This window comes from Curtobacterium sp. AB451 (assembly GCF_050585845.1).
Classification (GTDB): Bacteria; Actinomycetota; Actinomycetes; order Actinomycetales; family Microbacteriaceae; genus Curtobacterium.
The window spans coordinates 474996-490184 of record NZ_JBOBQG010000004.1 but is presented as its reverse complement, the minus strand read 5'-3'; the positions used below and the strand labels follow the sequence as shown (position 1 = coordinate 490184).

The 15189-nt window shown below is 72.2% G+C and carries 14 protein-coding genes; 2 read left to right on the top strand and 12 right to left on the bottom strand.

Features of this window, described 5'->3' with window-relative positions:
- Position 1: 1 nt before the first annotated feature.
- Positions 2-766, bottom strand: a complete 765-nt coding sequence (locus ACQXVK_RS12255; RefSeq protein ID WP_430853706.1) for a response regulator transcription factor — start codon at positions 764-766, stop codon at positions 2-4.
- A 189-nt stretch (positions 767-955) separates the two neighbouring features.
- Positions 956-2215 carry a class I SAM-dependent RNA methyltransferase gene (locus ACQXVK_RS12250; protein ID WP_430853705.1) on the bottom strand — a complete coding sequence of 420 codons (1260 nt, stop codon included), beginning with the start codon at positions 2213-2215 and terminating at the stop codon, positions 956-958.
- Positions 2216-2229: 14 nt separating this feature from the next.
- Between ACQXVK_RS12250 and ACQXVK_RS12245 the strand changes: the two genes are divergently transcribed.
- Both ACQXVK_RS12245 and ACQXVK_RS12240 read left to right on the top strand, forming a co-directional pair.
- On the top strand, positions 2230-3039 hold the full coding sequence (locus tag ACQXVK_RS12245) for a Maf family protein (RefSeq protein ID WP_430853704.1): 810 nt from the start codon (positions 2230-2232) through the stop codon (positions 3037-3039).
- A 79-nt stretch (positions 3040-3118) separates the two neighbouring features.
- A complete protein-coding gene (locus ACQXVK_RS12240) occupies positions 3119-4891 on the top strand; it encodes an acetyl/propionyl/methylcrotonyl-CoA carboxylase subunit alpha (RefSeq protein WP_022908143.1) in 1773 nt (590 codons plus the stop codon).
- Between the two features lie 120 nt (positions 4892-5011).
- Here ACQXVK_RS12240 and ACQXVK_RS12235 read toward each other — a convergent pair whose 3' ends face one another.
- From ACQXVK_RS12235 to ACQXVK_RS12190, 10 genes are all read right to left on the bottom strand, one after another.
- The gene (locus ACQXVK_RS12235) at positions 5012-5965 is read right to left on the bottom strand and encodes a hypothetical protein (RefSeq protein WP_430853703.1); all 954 of its coding nucleotides are present in this window, start codon (positions 5963-5965) and stop codon (positions 5012-5014) included.
- 219 nt (positions 5966-6184) lie between these two features.
- Positions 6185-7849 (bottom strand): phospho-sugar mutase, encoded by a 1665-nt coding sequence (locus ACQXVK_RS12230; protein ID WP_430853702.1) that lies wholly within the window; start codon positions 7847-7849, stop codon positions 6185-6187.
- The gene (locus ACQXVK_RS12225) at positions 7846-8685 is read right to left on the bottom strand and encodes a purine-nucleoside phosphorylase (protein WP_402268247.1); all 840 of its coding nucleotides are present in this window, start codon (positions 8683-8685) and stop codon (positions 7846-7848) included. The genes ACQXVK_RS12230 and ACQXVK_RS12225 overlap by 4 nt, the downstream gene beginning before the upstream one ends.
- Positions 8686-8734: 49 nt before the next feature.
- Entirely contained in the window at positions 8735-9013 is a 279-nt protein-coding gene (locus tag ACQXVK_RS12220) for a PTS sugar transporter subunit IIB (protein WP_022908139.1), read from the bottom strand.
- A complete protein-coding gene (locus ACQXVK_RS12215; protein ID WP_430853701.1) occupies positions 9010-9456 on the bottom strand; it encodes a PTS sugar transporter subunit IIA in 447 nt (148 codons plus the stop codon). The genes ACQXVK_RS12220 and ACQXVK_RS12215 overlap by 4 nt, the downstream gene beginning before the upstream one ends.
- Before the next feature lie 3 nt (positions 9457-9459).
- Positions 9460-10572 (bottom strand): adenosine deaminase, encoded by a 1113-nt coding sequence (locus ACQXVK_RS12210; protein WP_430853700.1) that lies wholly within the window; start codon positions 10570-10572, stop codon positions 9460-9462.
- A 132-nt stretch (positions 10573-10704) separates the two neighbouring features.
- Positions 10705-11994 carry a thymidine phosphorylase gene (locus tag ACQXVK_RS12205; protein WP_430853699.1) on the bottom strand — a complete coding sequence of 430 codons (1290 nt, stop codon included), beginning with the start codon at positions 11992-11994 and terminating at the stop codon, positions 10705-10707.
- 4 nt (positions 11995-11998) lie between these two features.
- Positions 11999-12397 carry a cytidine deaminase gene (locus tag ACQXVK_RS12200; RefSeq protein WP_402268446.1) on the bottom strand — a complete coding sequence of 133 codons (399 nt, stop codon included), beginning with the start codon at positions 12395-12397 and terminating at the stop codon, positions 11999-12001.
- Between the two features lie 163 nt (positions 12398-12560).
- Entirely contained in the window at positions 12561-13850 is a 1290-nt protein-coding gene (locus ACQXVK_RS12195) for an ABC transporter permease (protein ID WP_416394808.1), read from the bottom strand.
- Entirely contained in the window at positions 13847-15175 is a 1329-nt protein-coding gene (locus ACQXVK_RS12190; RefSeq protein WP_430853698.1) for an ABC transporter permease, read from the bottom strand. The genes ACQXVK_RS12195 and ACQXVK_RS12190 overlap by 4 nt, the downstream gene beginning before the upstream one ends.
- Positions 15176-15189 lie beyond the last annotated feature (14 nt).

Here is a 15189-nt window from a genome sequence, read left to right as displayed (position 1 = left end):
TTCAGCGGCCGTCGCCGTCGGGGTCGATGCCCGAGTCGAGCCCCGGCAGGATGCCGTCCTCGACCGCGCGACGGAGCAGGTCGACCTTCGTCGGGGCGGGTCGACCGACCTCGACGTACTTGACACGGATGCGGTCGAGGTACTCGCGGGCGGTGGAGTAGCCGATGCCGAGCTGCTGCGCGGCCAGCTTCAGCGGGAGGCCCGAGGCGTACAGGTGCAGGATCTCGCGCTCGCGCCGTCCGAGCTGCGCCTTCGCGAAGTCGCGGTCGGCGTCGATCGCACTGGCCCACTCGAGGTTGTTCAGCACGTCCCCGCGCGCGACGGTGGCGACGGCGGCCATCACGGTCTTCGTCGCCGAGGACTTCGGGATGACGCCGGCCGCCCCTGCGGCCAGTGCCTCACGGACGTTCGCGACGCGGTCGGCGATCGAGTGCACGAGCACGGCGGAACCGGTGCCCTGCACACCCTTCACGTTCGCGGTCACGGTCGAGCCGTCGCCGAGGGACAGGTCGAGGACGACGACGTCGACCTCGCGCCCACCGAGGTTCTCGATGTACTCGGGCACGCTCGCGGCGGTGAGCACCACCTCGAACCCCTCGTTCTGGCACGCTGCCTGGATCCCGAGCCGCACGGACTCGTGGTCGTCGACGATCGCGACACGGACGGGCTTGGTCGCCAGTCCGGTCGTTCCGGTGGTGGTCGTGTCTGTTGCCACGGTGGCCTCTCTCGTCGATGTGCTCGCCGGCCCCTGAAACCGGTCCGCCATCACCGCCCAAGGATACCCAGGTCGGACTCAGGCAGCAGCGCGATGCGATCGCGCCGCGCCGACGTGTCCGCGGGCGACACGCGTCGCGCGGAACGGCCAGCCCCGTGGGTCACCGCGCAGCCGCCGCATCGGACCGAGCCGTCCCGGGCGCGTCGAGCCCGATGCGCCCGGCCCGGCCCGTGATCGACGTCAGGCGACGGGCACCAGCCGCGCCACGGCCTCGAGGTGGTGGGTGTGCGGGAAGAGGTCGAACGCACGCAGCGCCTCCAGGCGGTACCCGAGGTCGGCGAACGTCGCGACGTCGCGCGCGAGGGCCACCGGGTCGCAGGCGACGTAGACGACCTGCGCCGGCTGGAGCGCCGCGATCTGCACGACGACCTCGCGACCGGCACCGGAGCGCGGCGGGTCGAGCACGACGGTGCCGGCGCGGTGGCGCTGCCGCTCGGTCGCCGTCAGCGACGACACGGTCCGCTGCAGCCAGCGGTCGACGCGGGCGGTCTCGGCGCGCACGCCGATCCACTCGGCGAGGTTCTCCTGCGCGTGCTCGGTGGCGCGCTCGGAGCTCTCGACGCTCGTCAGCTTCGCTCGGGGCCCGACGAGGTCACCGAGCGCCGCGCCGAGCAGCCCGACACCGCCGTAGAGGTCGAGGTGCTGCCCCTCGGGGTCGAGCCGGTCGCGGTCGACGAGGTCCTGCACCGCGGCGGTCAGCACGGCGGGCGCCTGGCGGTGCACCTGCCAGAAGCCGTTGTCGTCCACCTGGAACGAGCGGTCCCCGACGGTCTCGGTGACGACGGTCGGCTTCTGCTCGTCGATCACGAGGCGCGCGCCCTCGGAGCCGCTCGGTGCGAGGACGTCGACGACCGAGGCACCGGGCATCGCGCCGCGGCCGAGCGGTGCGCTCTCCTGCACGGTGCGGCTCGCGAGCGGCAGGGACGTGACCGGGACCACGGTGTGCGACCGGGCGGCGAAGGGTCCGGCGGTCCCGTCCTCGTCCACGTGCAGACGGACCCGGGTGCGCCACCCGGTGCCGCCGGTCTCGTCGTCGCCGGGCGCGGCCTCGACGACGACGTCGTGCCCGAGGACCTCGGCGAGGTCGGTGCGGGCGAACCGGGCGAAGGAGTCGACCAGGACGTCGTGCTTCAGCGTGCGCTGGTGGCCGAGGGCGATGTGCCCGAACTCGGCGCCGCCGGCACGGACCGCGGGGTCGCGGTCGAGGGCGGCCTCGGGCCAGACGTGGTCGACGCGGTGCTCGCTCGGCGTCTCGACCGACACGGTGTCGGCGCGCCAGAACGACTTCTTCCGGTCCTCGGTCACCCGGGCACGGACGCGCTCGCCCGGGATCGCGTCCGACACGAACACCACCCGCCCCTCGTGCCGTGCCACCGAGATGCCGCCGTGGGCGATCCCGGTGACGTCGAGGTCGAGCAGCGTTCCGACGGATTCACCCATGGTTCGATGTTCCCATGCGTCTGTACCTCGCGAGTACCTCCCCCGCCCGCCGTGCCCTGCTCGCCCAGACCGGGATCGAGCCGGTGCTCGTCGCGCCGGGTGTCGACGAGGACGCCGCGGTCGCCGGGGCCGCCACGTCGCTCGGCCGCGACCTGACCGGGCCGGAGCTGGTGGCGATGCTCGCGGTCGCCAAGGCCTCGGCCGTCGCGGACGCCCCGGTCGACGGGTCCCCGGTCGACGGCTTCGTGTTCGGCGGGGACTCCGCGTTCGAGGTCGACGGCGTGCTGTACGGCAAGCCCCACGACCCCGAGGTCGCCCGGGAGCGGTGGCGGCAGATGCTCGCCGCCGGCGGCGGCACGCTCTGGAGCGGGCACTGCGTCGTCGACCGGCGCCGCGTTGCAGACGCACCCGACGTCCTGGACGCACCCGCCCAGCGGCCTGGAGGCGCGGGTCGGGCCGACACCGTGCCTCCCGTCCGCACCGTGGACGCGTCGGGCGGTGGACCGCTGGGCGCCGCCGCCTTCGTCGCGGGTGTCACGCCCGGCGGGTCGGCGATGGTCGCCGCCGGTGACCACGTGGTGGCGGTCGACAGCGCCGTCCTCACCTTCGCCGACGACATGTCCCCCGAGGAGATCGACGCGTACGTCGCGACCGGCGAACCACTCGAGGTGGCCGGCGCCTTCACGATCGACGGACGGGCCGCGGCCTACATCACCCGGATCGACGGCGCACCGTCGGCCGTGGTCGGGCTGTCGCTCCCGGTGCTGCGGTCGATGCTGCTCCGCGGCTTCGGCATCGCCTGGCACGACCTGTGGGCACTGTAGACATCCACACTTCTTCGCGCTCGTTCTTTGTGGGTGCCAGTCAATTCGTGGCCCTCCCGCACGAATACGCTGACTTACCATGCCCCGTATCAGCAAGGTCCTCATCGCGAACCGCGGCGAGATCGCCGTCCGCATCATCCGCGCGGCCCGCGACGCAGGCAAGGCATCGGTCGCGGTCTACGCCGACCAGGACCGTGACGCCCTCCACGCACGCCTCGCCGACGAGGCCTACGCGCTGAACGGCACCACGAGCGCCGACACCTACCTCGTCATCGACAAGATCATCTCGGTCGCCCGACGGTCCGGCGCCGACGCCGTGCACCCGGGCTACGGCTTCCTGGCCGAGAACGCCGACTTCGCCCGTGCCGTCATCGACGCGGGGCTGACGTGGATCGGGCCGTCGCCCGCGTCCATCGAGCAGCTCGGTGACAAGGTGTCCGCGCGTCACGTGGCCGAGAAGGTCGGCGCGCCGCTCGCACCGGGCACCATCGAGCCCGTCAAGGACGCCTCCGAGGTCATCGCGTTCGCGGACGAGGTCGGCCTGCCGGTCGCCATCAAGGCGGCCTTCGGCGGCGGCGGCCGCGGCCTGAAGGTCGCCCGCACCCGCGACGAGGTCGAGTCGCAGTTCGAGTCGGCGACGCGTGAGGCGATCGCGGCGTTCGGTCGGGGCGAGTGCTTCGTCGAGAAGTACCTCGACAAGCCGCGCCACGTCGAGACCCAGTGCCTCGCCGACGAGCACGGCAACGTCGTCGTCGTCTCCACCCGCGACTGCTCGCTGCAGCGTCGCCACCAGAAGCTCGTCGAGGAAGCGCCCGCGCCGTACCTCACCGCCGCACAGACGGAGCGCCTGTACGAGTCGTCGAAGGCGATCCTCCGTGAGGTCGGCTACGTCGGTGCCGGCACGTGCGAGTTCCTCATCGGCGCCGACGGCACCGTGTCCTTCCTCGAGGTCAACACGCGCCTGCAGGTCGAGCACTGCGTCTCGGAGGAGGTCACCGGCATCGACCTCGTCCGCGAGCAGTTCCGCATCGCCGAGGGCGGCGTGCTCGACTACTCCGACCCCGTGGCACGCGGCCACTCGTTCGAGTTCCGCATCAACGGCGAGGACCCCGGTCGGAACTTCTTCCCCGCGCCGGGCCCCGTGCACGCGTTCCACGCGCCGTCCGGCCCCGGTGTCCGCGTCGACTCGGGCGTCGTGTCCGGCGACGTCGTGTCCGGCTCGTTCGACTCGATGCTCGCGAAGCTCGTCGTCACCGGCGCCACACGCGCCGAGGCGTTGGAGCGCTCGCGCCGTGCCCTCGCCGAGTTCGAGGTCACCGGCCTGCCGACCGTGCTCCCCTTCCACCGTGCCGTCGTGTCGGACCCGGCGTTCGCGACGTCGGACGACGAGCCGTTCTCCGTCTACACGCAGTGGATCGAGACCGACTTCCAGAACGACATCCCCGCGTGGAGCGGCTCCCCCGAGGAGCTCCCCGCGCCGGCCGACCGCGAGAGCGTCGTCGTCGAGGTGCAGGGCAAGCGCATCGAGGTCACCATGCCGTCGATCGTCGGCGTCGGTGGCGCTGCGGGTCGTCGTCCGGCCGGGCCCTCGGCTCCCCCGAAGCGTCGGTCGTCCGGCGTGCGCGGCGGGCTCGCCTCGTCCGGGTCGGTGACGTCCCCGATGCAGGCCACGGTGGTGAAGCTCGCGGTCGCCGAGGGTGACACCGTGGTGAAGGGCGACCTGCTCGTCGTGCTCGAGGCCATGAAGATGGAGCAGCCCGTCGCTGCCCCGCGCGACGGCGTCGTCACGGGGCTGAACGCCCCCGTCGGCCAGACGATCTCGTCCGGCCACGTGCTGCTCGAGCTCGCGTAGGCGCGAACGCGCGCGCCGCCGCGCGCCGCGCTTCGCACAACCAAAGTCCCTTCGAACCACAGCATCGCGCGGTTCGGAGGGACTTTGGTTGTGCGCGAGCACCTCGAGCGCCAGTCGCCATCAGCGCAGTCGGGCGAACGAACGCCGGCTCGTCGGGACGCCCAGTCCTCGAAGGAGCGCCCGGAGCACCTCGGCATCATGTGCTTCCGGCCATCCGAACCGTCCCACTGCCTGAACCTCCGGATGCCTGCGCAGCCTGTCTTCTCGTCGCTTCTCCGACACCACGACGTCGGCAACGGTCGTCCCGGCTGCGCGGAGCGCCGGGTCGACGTACTTCGCCTTCCCGTCGAACTCCAGAACCACACCCTCGTCGGGGAACCAGAAGTCCACCCGTGCGATGAAGCCGTCCGCATCCCAGAACTCGCGCTGGAGTACGGGACGAGGGGCGCCGGCCTCGTCGAGCGCGACTCGTCCGATGGATTCCCCCGGCGATCCGCTCGCGGCGTCGGCGAGCTCGATCGCCGTGATCGCTCGCTGCCGCCCGTGGACGGCGTTCCGGGCGACGACTTCGGCACGGATGTCGTCTCGGGCCAGTCCGCGTCGGAGCGCCGAGTCCAACGCCGGCACGGACATGCGGAGGTCGTACGAGATCGCGAGGTCGGCGGCAGTGCTCACGAGGTCGGTGAGCCGGCGGCCGTTCGACACCATGGCCTGTGTCCGGATCGTCCGTTGGGCGCCTGGCCGTTTGCGGACGTGCGCCAGTCCCTGCGACGTCGTCCGTCGAGGATCGAGCACGTCGACGGTGTCGGGGAACTCACCGGTCCAGGGCAGGCCGTGCAGCGCGGCCGCCGACGCGTGCGAGACCACGAGACGAGGGGCGAGACGGTCGTGCACCGCCTTGATCCGCGCAATGTGTCGCTCTCCGGGCGTGGCTCGTCGCCATTCAGCTGCGTCGACGAAGCGACCGGGGACGAGGCGTACGAGGTCTCCGGCATCCGCCGCGCGCTGGAGGGCTCGCCCCCTGCGGCCGGACGGATCGGCGGTGCCACCGTGGATGATCGTGAGTCGTGCCATCGCACGAGCGTTGTCCGGGATTGCCCCACCAGCGCACATCGTGGCCGCTTCCGTGGACGGCGCGCCCTTCGGGTGGGTGTGTGGAGGAGGACGCGATTCGCCGCCGCACAACGAAGGTCACGTCGAGCCGGGGAAGACCACGGTTCGACGTGACTTTCGTTGTGCGAGGCGCCGGGCGCGGGCGCGGACGCCGGCACCGCAGAGCGCCGCGGCCCCGGCCTACGACACCAGGGGGCGGACGTCGGCGGCGAGGGCGTCGACGAGCGCCTGCGCCTCGGCGGGGGTCGCGGCGACGGTGTCGATGTAGACCTTCACCTTCGGCTCGGTGCCGCTCGGGCGGACGATCACCCGTGCGTCGCCCGTGAGCTCGTAGCGCAGGATGTCCGACGGCGGGAAGCCCTCGACACCGTCGGCGTAGTCGGTCACCGCGAGTACGGAGAGCCCACCGAGCGTCGTCGGCGGCTTCGACCGCAGCGACGCCATGACCTGCCCGATGCGGGCGAGGTCGTCGACCCGGGTCGCCACCTGCCCGGACGCGAACGCCCCGAACTCGGCGGCGAAGGCGTCGAGCTGCCCGGCGATCGACGACCCTGAGGCGGCAAGCTCCGACGCGAGCGACAGCAGCGACAGCGCCGCCGAGATGCCGTCCTTGTCGCGGACCACGTCGGGGTCGACGAGGTAGCCGAGCGCCTCCTCGTAGCCGAACAGCAGCCCCGGCACACGCGAGACCCACTTGAAGCCGGTGAGGGTGTCGCGGTACTCCAGCCCGTGCCGCGCGGCGACCCGGGCGAGCGCCGGCGACGACACGATCGACGCCGCGAGCGTCCCGCCCACCCCGGCAGCGGACGCCTGGGCGGCAGCACGCCACCCGAGCAGCCACCCGACCTCGTTGCCGCAGAGTCGACGGAAGGACCCGCTGCCGTCCGGGATCGCGAGCGCCAGACGATCGGCGTCCGGGTCGTTCGCGATGACGAGGTCGGCCCCGACGGCGACGCCGCGCGCGATCGACAGGTCCATCGCCCCCGGCTCCTCGGGGTTCGGGAACGACACCGTCGGGAACGCCCCGTCCGGCTCGATCTGCTCGGGCACGGTCACCGGCTCGGCGAACCCGGCCGCCTCGAACACCGCGCGGGCGGTCTCCCACCCGACACCGTGCATGGCCGTGTAGACGACCTTCGGCTGCGCGTCCGGTGCGAGCCCGGGCACAGCCACCGTCGCCGCGGTGGCGGACACGTAGGCGTCGAGCAGCTCGGACGTGGCGACGGTGTAGTCGGTGGCGCGGTGCAGGTCGGTGATCGAGCCAGCGGCGACGGCGTCGATCGCGGCCGCGATGTCGGCGTCGACCGGCGGCACGATCTGCGACCCCTCGTCGTCCTCGCCGAGGTAGACCTTGTACCCGTTGTCCCGCGGCGGGTTGTGGCTCGCCGTCACCATCACCCCGGCACCGACGTCGAGGTGCCGCACGGCGAACGCCAGCACGGGCGTGGGGAGCGCCGACGGCAGCAGGGTGACCTCGAGTCCGAGGCCGCGCATGACCTCGGCCGAGTCGCGCGCGAAGACGTCCGAGTTCACCCGGCCGTCGTAGCCGATGACCACGCTCTGCCGCCGGCCGGTGTCGATGAGGAACCGGGCGAGTCCGGCCGCGGCCTGCGTGACGACGACTCGGTTCATCCGGAGCGGTCCGTACCCGAGCTCGGCGCGGAGGCCGGCGGTGCCGAACGCCAGGCGCCCGGCGAACCGCGCGGCGAGGTCCTGCACGGCGGGACCGTCGCCGGTCGCCGCCCGGTTGATCGCCGCATCGAGCGAGGAACGGGTCACCGGGTCCGGGTCCTGCGCGAGCCAGTCCCGTGCGGCAGCGACGACCCCGTCGACGTCGAGCTTCACCGGTCGTCCCCGAGCGCCGTCACGACCCGGGCGAGCAGGTCGGCGATCACCGGCTCGGCCTCGCGGCCGGCCTCGAGCACCTCGGCGTGCGACAGCGGCGTCTTCTGGATGCCGGCGGCCAGGTTCGTGATGAGCGAGAAGCCGAGGACCTCCATGCCGGCCTGCCGCGCGGCGATGGCCTCGAGCGCGGTGGACATGCCGACGATGTGCCCGCCGATGGTCTTCGCCATCTGGACCTCGGCGGGGGTCTCGTAGTGCGGACCGCGGAACTGCGTGTAGACGCCCTCGTCCAGCGAGGGGTCCACGCCGCGGGCGACCGCTCGGAGCCGCGACGAGTACAGGTCGGTGAGGTCGACGAACGTGGCGCCCTCGAGCGGGCTGTCGGCGGTGAGGTTGATGTGGTCGCTGATGAGGACCGGGGTCCCGGGCGTCCAGTGCTCCTTGATGCCACCGGCACCGTTCGTGAGGACCATGATCGACGCCCCGGTCGCCGCAGCGGTCCGGACGCTGTGCACGACGCGGCGCACCCCGTGCCCCTCGTAGTAGTGCGTGCGCGCACCGATCACGAGTGCGTGGCGACCGTCGGCCAGCCGGATCGAACGGACCGTGCCGGAGTGTCCGGGCACGGCGGAGGCGCTGAAGCCGGGGACCTCGGACGCCGGGATCTCGGACACCGTCTCGCCGATGAGGTCTGCGGCCTTGCCCCAGCCGGAGCCGAGGGTCAGGGCGATGTCGTGGCGGTCGATGCCGGACTTCGAGGCGATGACCTCGGCGGCGTCACGCGCGACCTCGAACGGGTCTGCGGCGGGGTCGTTCAGCGGGTTCTCCGTGCTCATGCCCCAACTCTAGAGGGCACCGAACCCGCCGAGCGGTCGTGGAACGGCGTCAGTGTTCGCCGAGCGCCCGGTCCACCGCGGCCGTGATCTCGGCCTGGTCGAAGTGGTTCCGGATCACGATGACCTCGGCGTAGGTGGACCCGATCGCCTCAACGAACTCCTCGCTCGTGAGGATCACGTTCGCGTCGTCGGACACCCGCTGCACGGACGCCACGTCGGCCGCCACCACCGAGGCCGTCAGCCCGAGGGTCACGAGTGCCTTCTCGGCGTTCACCTTGAGGATCGCGCTGGCCCCGATGCCCGCGCCGCAGATGGTCACGATCTTCACGCGGACACCCCCATGATCGCGCGGACCTCGTCCGCCGTGGTCGCCGCGGCGATCCGACCGGTCACCGAGGCGTCGTTGAACAGGTTCGCGATCTCGCCGATCGACTCGAGGTGCGTGCCGACACCGGCGACCGCGAGCCCGAGCACGACCCGGACGGGGTCGTTGTGCGGGTGCCCGAACGTCACCGGTTCGGCGAGCGTCACCACGGACAGCCCGTCCCGGAGGACCGCCGGCCCCGGCCGGGCGTGCGCGAACGCGAGCCCCGGCGAGATGACGATGTACGGCCCGTGCTCCTCGACGAGCGCGATCATCGCGTCGGTGTAGGGCTCGGTCGCCGCTCCGGACGACACGAGGGCACCACCGGCCGCGCCGAGCGCGTCACGCCACGAGGACGCGGTCGCCCCGAGCACGACGGCGGAGTCCGGCAGCGGCGGCAGTGGCATGCGTCAGGCCTCCTGGTGGCCGGCCGTGATGGTGGCGATGACGTCCTCGCGGTCCTCGAGCGGCAGGAACGAGCCGAGCGCCGCGTTGATCTGGAACGCCGCGAGGTCGTCGAGGTCGTAGCCGAACGTGCCCGCGAGCAGCGCGAGCTCCTTCGACAGCGTCGTGTCGCTCATCAGGCGGTTGTCGGTGTTCACGGTCACCCGGAAGCCGAGCTGGTAGAGCACGTCGAACGGGTGGTCGGCGAGGTCGTCGCCCCACGCCGCGATCGCGCCGGTCTGCAGGTTCGACGACGGCGAGACCTCGAGCGGGATCTCGCGGTCGCGCACCCACGAGGCGACCTCGCCGAGGGAGGCGAGCGTCGAGCCGTCACCGGCGTCGGACAGGGTGACGTCCTCGAAGATGCGGACGCCGTGCCCGAGGCGCAGCGCACGGCCGTCGACGAGCGCGGACCGGATCGAGGCGAGCCCATCGGCCTCGCCCGCGTGCACGGTGACGGGGAACAGCTCGGACGCCAGGTGGTCGAAGGCGGCGCGGTGGTTCGAGGCGGGGAACCCGGCCTCGGCCCCGGCGATGTCGAAGCCGACGACCCCGTGGTCGCGGTGCCGGACGGCGAGCTCGGCGATCTCGAGCGATCGGTCGGCGTGCCGCATCGCGGTGACGAGCTGTCCGACGCGGATGCGACCACCGGCGGCGTCGACGGCTTCCTCGATGCCGGCCTGCACGGCCTCGACCGTCTCGTCGAGCGTCAGACCGCCGCGCAGGTGCTGCTCGGGTGCCCAGCGGACCTCGCCGTAGACCACGCCGTCGGCGACGAGGTCCTCGACGAACTCCTTCGCGATGCGGTGCAGCTGGGGCGCCGTCTGCATCACCGAGGTGGTGACGTCGAAGGTCTTGAGGTACTCGACGAGCGACCCCGAGTTCGACTGGTCGGCGAACCACGCACCGAGCGCCACGGCGTCGGTGGTCGGCAGCGCCACGCCGGCCTCGGCAGCCAGCTCGACGATCGTCGCCGGACGCAGGCCACCGTCGAGGTGGTCGTGCAGCGAGACCTTGGGCAGGTCGTTGATGACCGCTCCGGCGTCGGGCAGGCGGTAGGTGGTGGCGTCGGAGCTCATGCACTCAGGCTATCGGTGGTCACCGACCGAGCGCAGGCACCGGTGCACAACAGACGACGGGACCCACTGGAGGCTCTCCACAGCCGGGCAGGCAGCCGCGGCCCGGCCGGTGGCCGGTCCCACCGCCCGGGTTCAGCCCGTGATGCGCTCGCGCACGATCGGTCCCCGCGCGGGCGCCTCGGTGCCGATCGACCACGCACCCTCGAGCGACTCGAGCGCCCGCGGGATCCGCGACGCGTCGTCGGTGTGGAGCGTCCAGAGCGGCTGCCCCGCGGCGACGGTGTCACCGGGCTTGACGTGCAGCTCGATGCCCGCCCCGGCCTGCACCGGGTCCTGCGCGCGCGCACGGCCGGCACCCAGGCGCCAGGCCGAGACGCCGAACGGCAGGGCGTCCTGCTGCGCGAGCACGCCCGACGACGGTGCGGTGACGACGTGCTGTTCGCGGGCGACCGGCAACGCGGCTGCGGGGTCCCCGCCCTGCGCCTGGATCATCCGGCGCCAGGTGTCCATCGCGCGGCCGTCGGCCAGTGCGGCGGCGGGGTCGGCGTCCGGCAGTCCGGCCAGCGCGAGCATCTCCGACGCGAGTGCGACGGTCAGCTCCACGACGTCGGCCGGCCCGCCGCCCTCGAGCACCTCGACCGACTCGCGCACCTCGAGCGCGTTGCCGATCGTCAGCCCGAGCGGGATCCCCATGTCGGTGAGCAGCGCCGAGGTCTTCACCCCGGCGTCGTTGCCCAGGTCGACCATCGTCTGCGCGAGCTCCCGCGACGCCTCGTACGTCGGCATGAACGCACCGGACCCGAACTTCACGTCGAGCACGAGCGCACCGGTGCCCTCGGCGATCTTCTTCGACATGATGCTCGAGGCGATGAGCGGGATGCACTCGACGGTCCCGGTGATGTCCCGGAGCGCGTAGAGCTTCTTGTCGGCGGGGGCCAGGCCGGAGCCCGCGGCGCAGATCACCGCGCCGACGTCGGACAGGATCTCCATCATCCGGTCGTTCGACAGCGCCGCCTGCCAGCCCGGGATCGACTCGAGCTTGTCGAGCGTGCCCCCGGTGTGGCCGAGCCCGCGGCCGGACAGCTGCGGCACCGCGACGCCGAACGACGCCACCAGGGGCGCCAGCGGCAGCGTGATCTTGTCGCCGACCCCGCCCGTTGAGTGCTTGTCGACCGTCGTCTTGCCGAGCGACGAGAACGACATCCGCTCCCCCGACGCGATCATCGCGAGCGTCAGGTCCTTCACCTCGCGTCGCTCCATGCCGTTCAGGAAGATCGCCATCGCCATCGCGGCCATCTGCGGGTCCTCGACGTAGCCGCGCGTGTAGGCGTCGACGAGCCAGTCCACCTCGGCGGTGCTGAGGGCGCCGCCGGAGCGCTTCGTGCGGATGAGGTCGACGGTGTCGAAGGGCTCGACGGCCATGGGATCAGTGCTCCTGCTGGTAGGTGACGAGGGTCCGCGGCCCGAAGGCGTCCGGCAGGACCTCGTCGATGGTGCGGATGCCGGAGACGGTCTCGAGGAGCATGCCCTCGGCCGAGTGTTCGAACAGCAGCTGGCGGCACCGGCCACACGGCATCAGGGTCGCCCCGTCGCCGTCGACGCACGTGAACGCCACGAGCTTGCCGCCGCCCGTCATGTGCAGCTGCGAGACGAGCGAGCACTCCGCGCAGAGCGTCACCCCGTAGCTCGCGTTCTCGACGTTGCACCCGGAGACGATCCGGCCGTCGTCGGTGAGCGCCGCGGCGCCCACCGGGAACGACGAGTACGGCGCGTAGGCGTGCCCCATCGCGGCCGTCGCGGCGGTCCGCAGGGCGGTCCAGTCCACGTCGGACGGGAGGCGCGGGTCGGCCCCCGCCGCGTCGGCGGCGGTCCGGCCGCCGCGCCCGTCCAGGGCCGTGGCCGGGTCCGCCCAGCCCGTCTGGTCGGTGGACGCGACGTGGTCGTCGCCCGCAGCGTGCGTGTCGGTCATGTGCCGTGCCTCCTGGCCGTCAGCTCTTGATGTACGGCTTGCCCGCCGCAGCGGGACCGCGCGACTGCCCGACCAGGCCGGCCACCGCGAAGATCGTCACCACGTACGGGAGCATGAGCAGGAACTCACTCGGGACGGGCGAGTTGATCGCGCCGAGCGTGTTCTGCAGGTTCGACGCGAAGCCGAACAGCAGCGCCGCGAGGGTGGCCTTGATCGGGTCCCAACGACCGAAGATGACCGCCGCGAGCGCGATGTAGCCCGCGCCGGCGGTCATGTCCTTGGTGAACGGACCGACCGCGTCGAGCGTGAAGTACGCACCGCCGAGGCCCGCGATCGCGCCGGCGAGGGAGACGTTCCAGAACCGCGTGCCGGTGACGTTGATGCCGACCGTGTCGGCGGCCTGCGGGTGCTCGCCCACGGCACGGAGGCGCAGGCCCCACCGGGTCTTGAAGAGCCCGAAGGTGACCACCGCGACCGCGACGTACGCCAGGTAGACCGTGACGCGCTGCTCGAAGAACACCGGACCGATCACCGGGATCTGGTGCAGGACCGGGATCGGGACGATCGGGAACCGGACGCCCACGTTCAGCGTCGTCTCGTTCGGCGAGAGCACCTGCGAGTAGAGGAACCCGGTCAGCCCGGAGATGAAGGCGTTGATGACGACACCGACGATCACCTGGTCGACGAGGTACTTGATGCTGAACGCCGCGAGGATGAACGACACGAGCGTGCCCGCGACGAGCGCCGCGACCAGGCCGACCCACGGCGAGCCCGTGATGGACGCGACCATCGCGGAGCTGAAGGCACCGGCGAGGAACTGGCCCTCGATCGCGATGTTCACGACACCGACGCGCTCCGAGATGACGCCGCCGAGGGCGCCGAACACGAGCGGGACGCTGAGGCTCAGCGCGCCGAGCAGCAGACCGGGGATCGGCAGGGACTTGCCCGCCGCGGCCCAGGTCAGGAACCCGATCACGAACACGACGGCGAACACCGCGGTGACCCACATCGGCACGCGGCGGAGCGCACGGGTCTCGACGAGCGCGTACACGGTGAGCACGGCGAGCAGCACGACCACGACGATCCCGGTCGCGACGGCCGGCAGCGGCACGTCGGGCAGGGCGAAGAAGTCACCGCTGTTGGCGAGGCGGAACGTGGTCGTCCCGGTGCGGGGCAGCAGCGCGAAGAGGACGAGGGCGATCAGCGTGAAGACGCCGTACCCGATGGCCAGCTTCCAGCTGCGGGTCGTCTCGACCGGACGGCCGGCGAGCGGGGACGCGCTGGGCGCGGTGGGGCTGAGGGTGCTCACGCGGCGACCGCCTTCTTGCTGTTCTTCGTGGAGACGCGGCGACGGGCGCCCGGCTGCGGGATCCGGAAGATCGCGCGGACGAGCGGCGGGGCCGCGATGAAGAGGACGATGAGGGCCTGGATGACGCCCACGATGTCGATCGGGATGCCGTTCGCGGCCTGCATGGCGTAGCCGCCGTTCTTCAGCACGCCGAACAGGATCGCCGCCCAGAACACGCCCCACGGCTTCGACCGACCGAGCAGTGCCACGGTGATGGCGTCGAACCCGATGCCGGCGTCGATGCCGGAGGTGAAGCCCGTCGTGACCGCGCCCTGCACCTGGTACGCGCCCGCGATGCCGACGAGGGCACCGGAGATGACGAGGACCCAGATGGTCAGGGACGGCACGCTCATGCCGGCCACGCGGGCGGCGCGCGGGTTCTCACCGATGGTGCGGAACCGGAAGCCGAGCGAGGACTTGTTGACGAGCCACCACACGACGACGACCGCGATGATCGCCACCACGAAGCCGAGGTCCACGCCGTACCGCGGTCCGAACAGCGGCGGCAGCACCGCGCTGTCCTTCGTCGCGGGCGAGATCGGGTTCGGGCTGCCCGGTGCCTGCAGGAGGCCCGGCGTGCGGAGCATGTAGCTCACGAGGTAGAGCGCGACGTAGTTGAGCATGATCGTCAGGACGACCTCGTTCGCGCCCGTCCGTGCCTTGAGCACGCCCACGATGCCGGCCCACACCGCACCGCCGACGATGCCGGCGACGATCGTGAGCGGGATGTGGATCGCGGCGGGGCCGTCGAACGAGAAGCCGACCCAGCCGGCCGCCGCGGCGCCCATCAGGATCTGTCCCTGGCCGCCGATGTTGAACAGGCCCGCGCGGAACGAGAGCGCGATGCCGAGACCGGCCGCGATGAGCGGGACGGCGTAGTCGACCGAGCGGGTGATCGGGACGATGGCCTGCTGGAAGGTCGACGCCCCGAAGTTGACGACGGAGCCCTCGAACAGCGAGGCGTACGCGCCGCCGACCGCGGTGCCGATCGCCCGGAAGGTGTCCGCGGGTCGGGCGAAGAAGTACCCGGCCGCCGCGCGGACGTTCTCGTCGGTGATGGCGATGAGGATGCCGCACGCGACGAGGGCGAGCACCACGGCGAGGACCGTCACGAGGGCGGACCCGTTCACGATGCCCTGGAGCGCCGCCTGCCAGCGGTCGCCGCCCTGGCGACGTTCGGTGTCGTCGGCGGAGTCGGTCATGAGGTGCGGGGTGGCCTCGACGTCCTGCAGGCGGTCGTCGGTCAGCGGTGCGTCCGGCTGCGTGTTGTCTGGCGTGTTGCTCACGCTGCCAGCTCCGT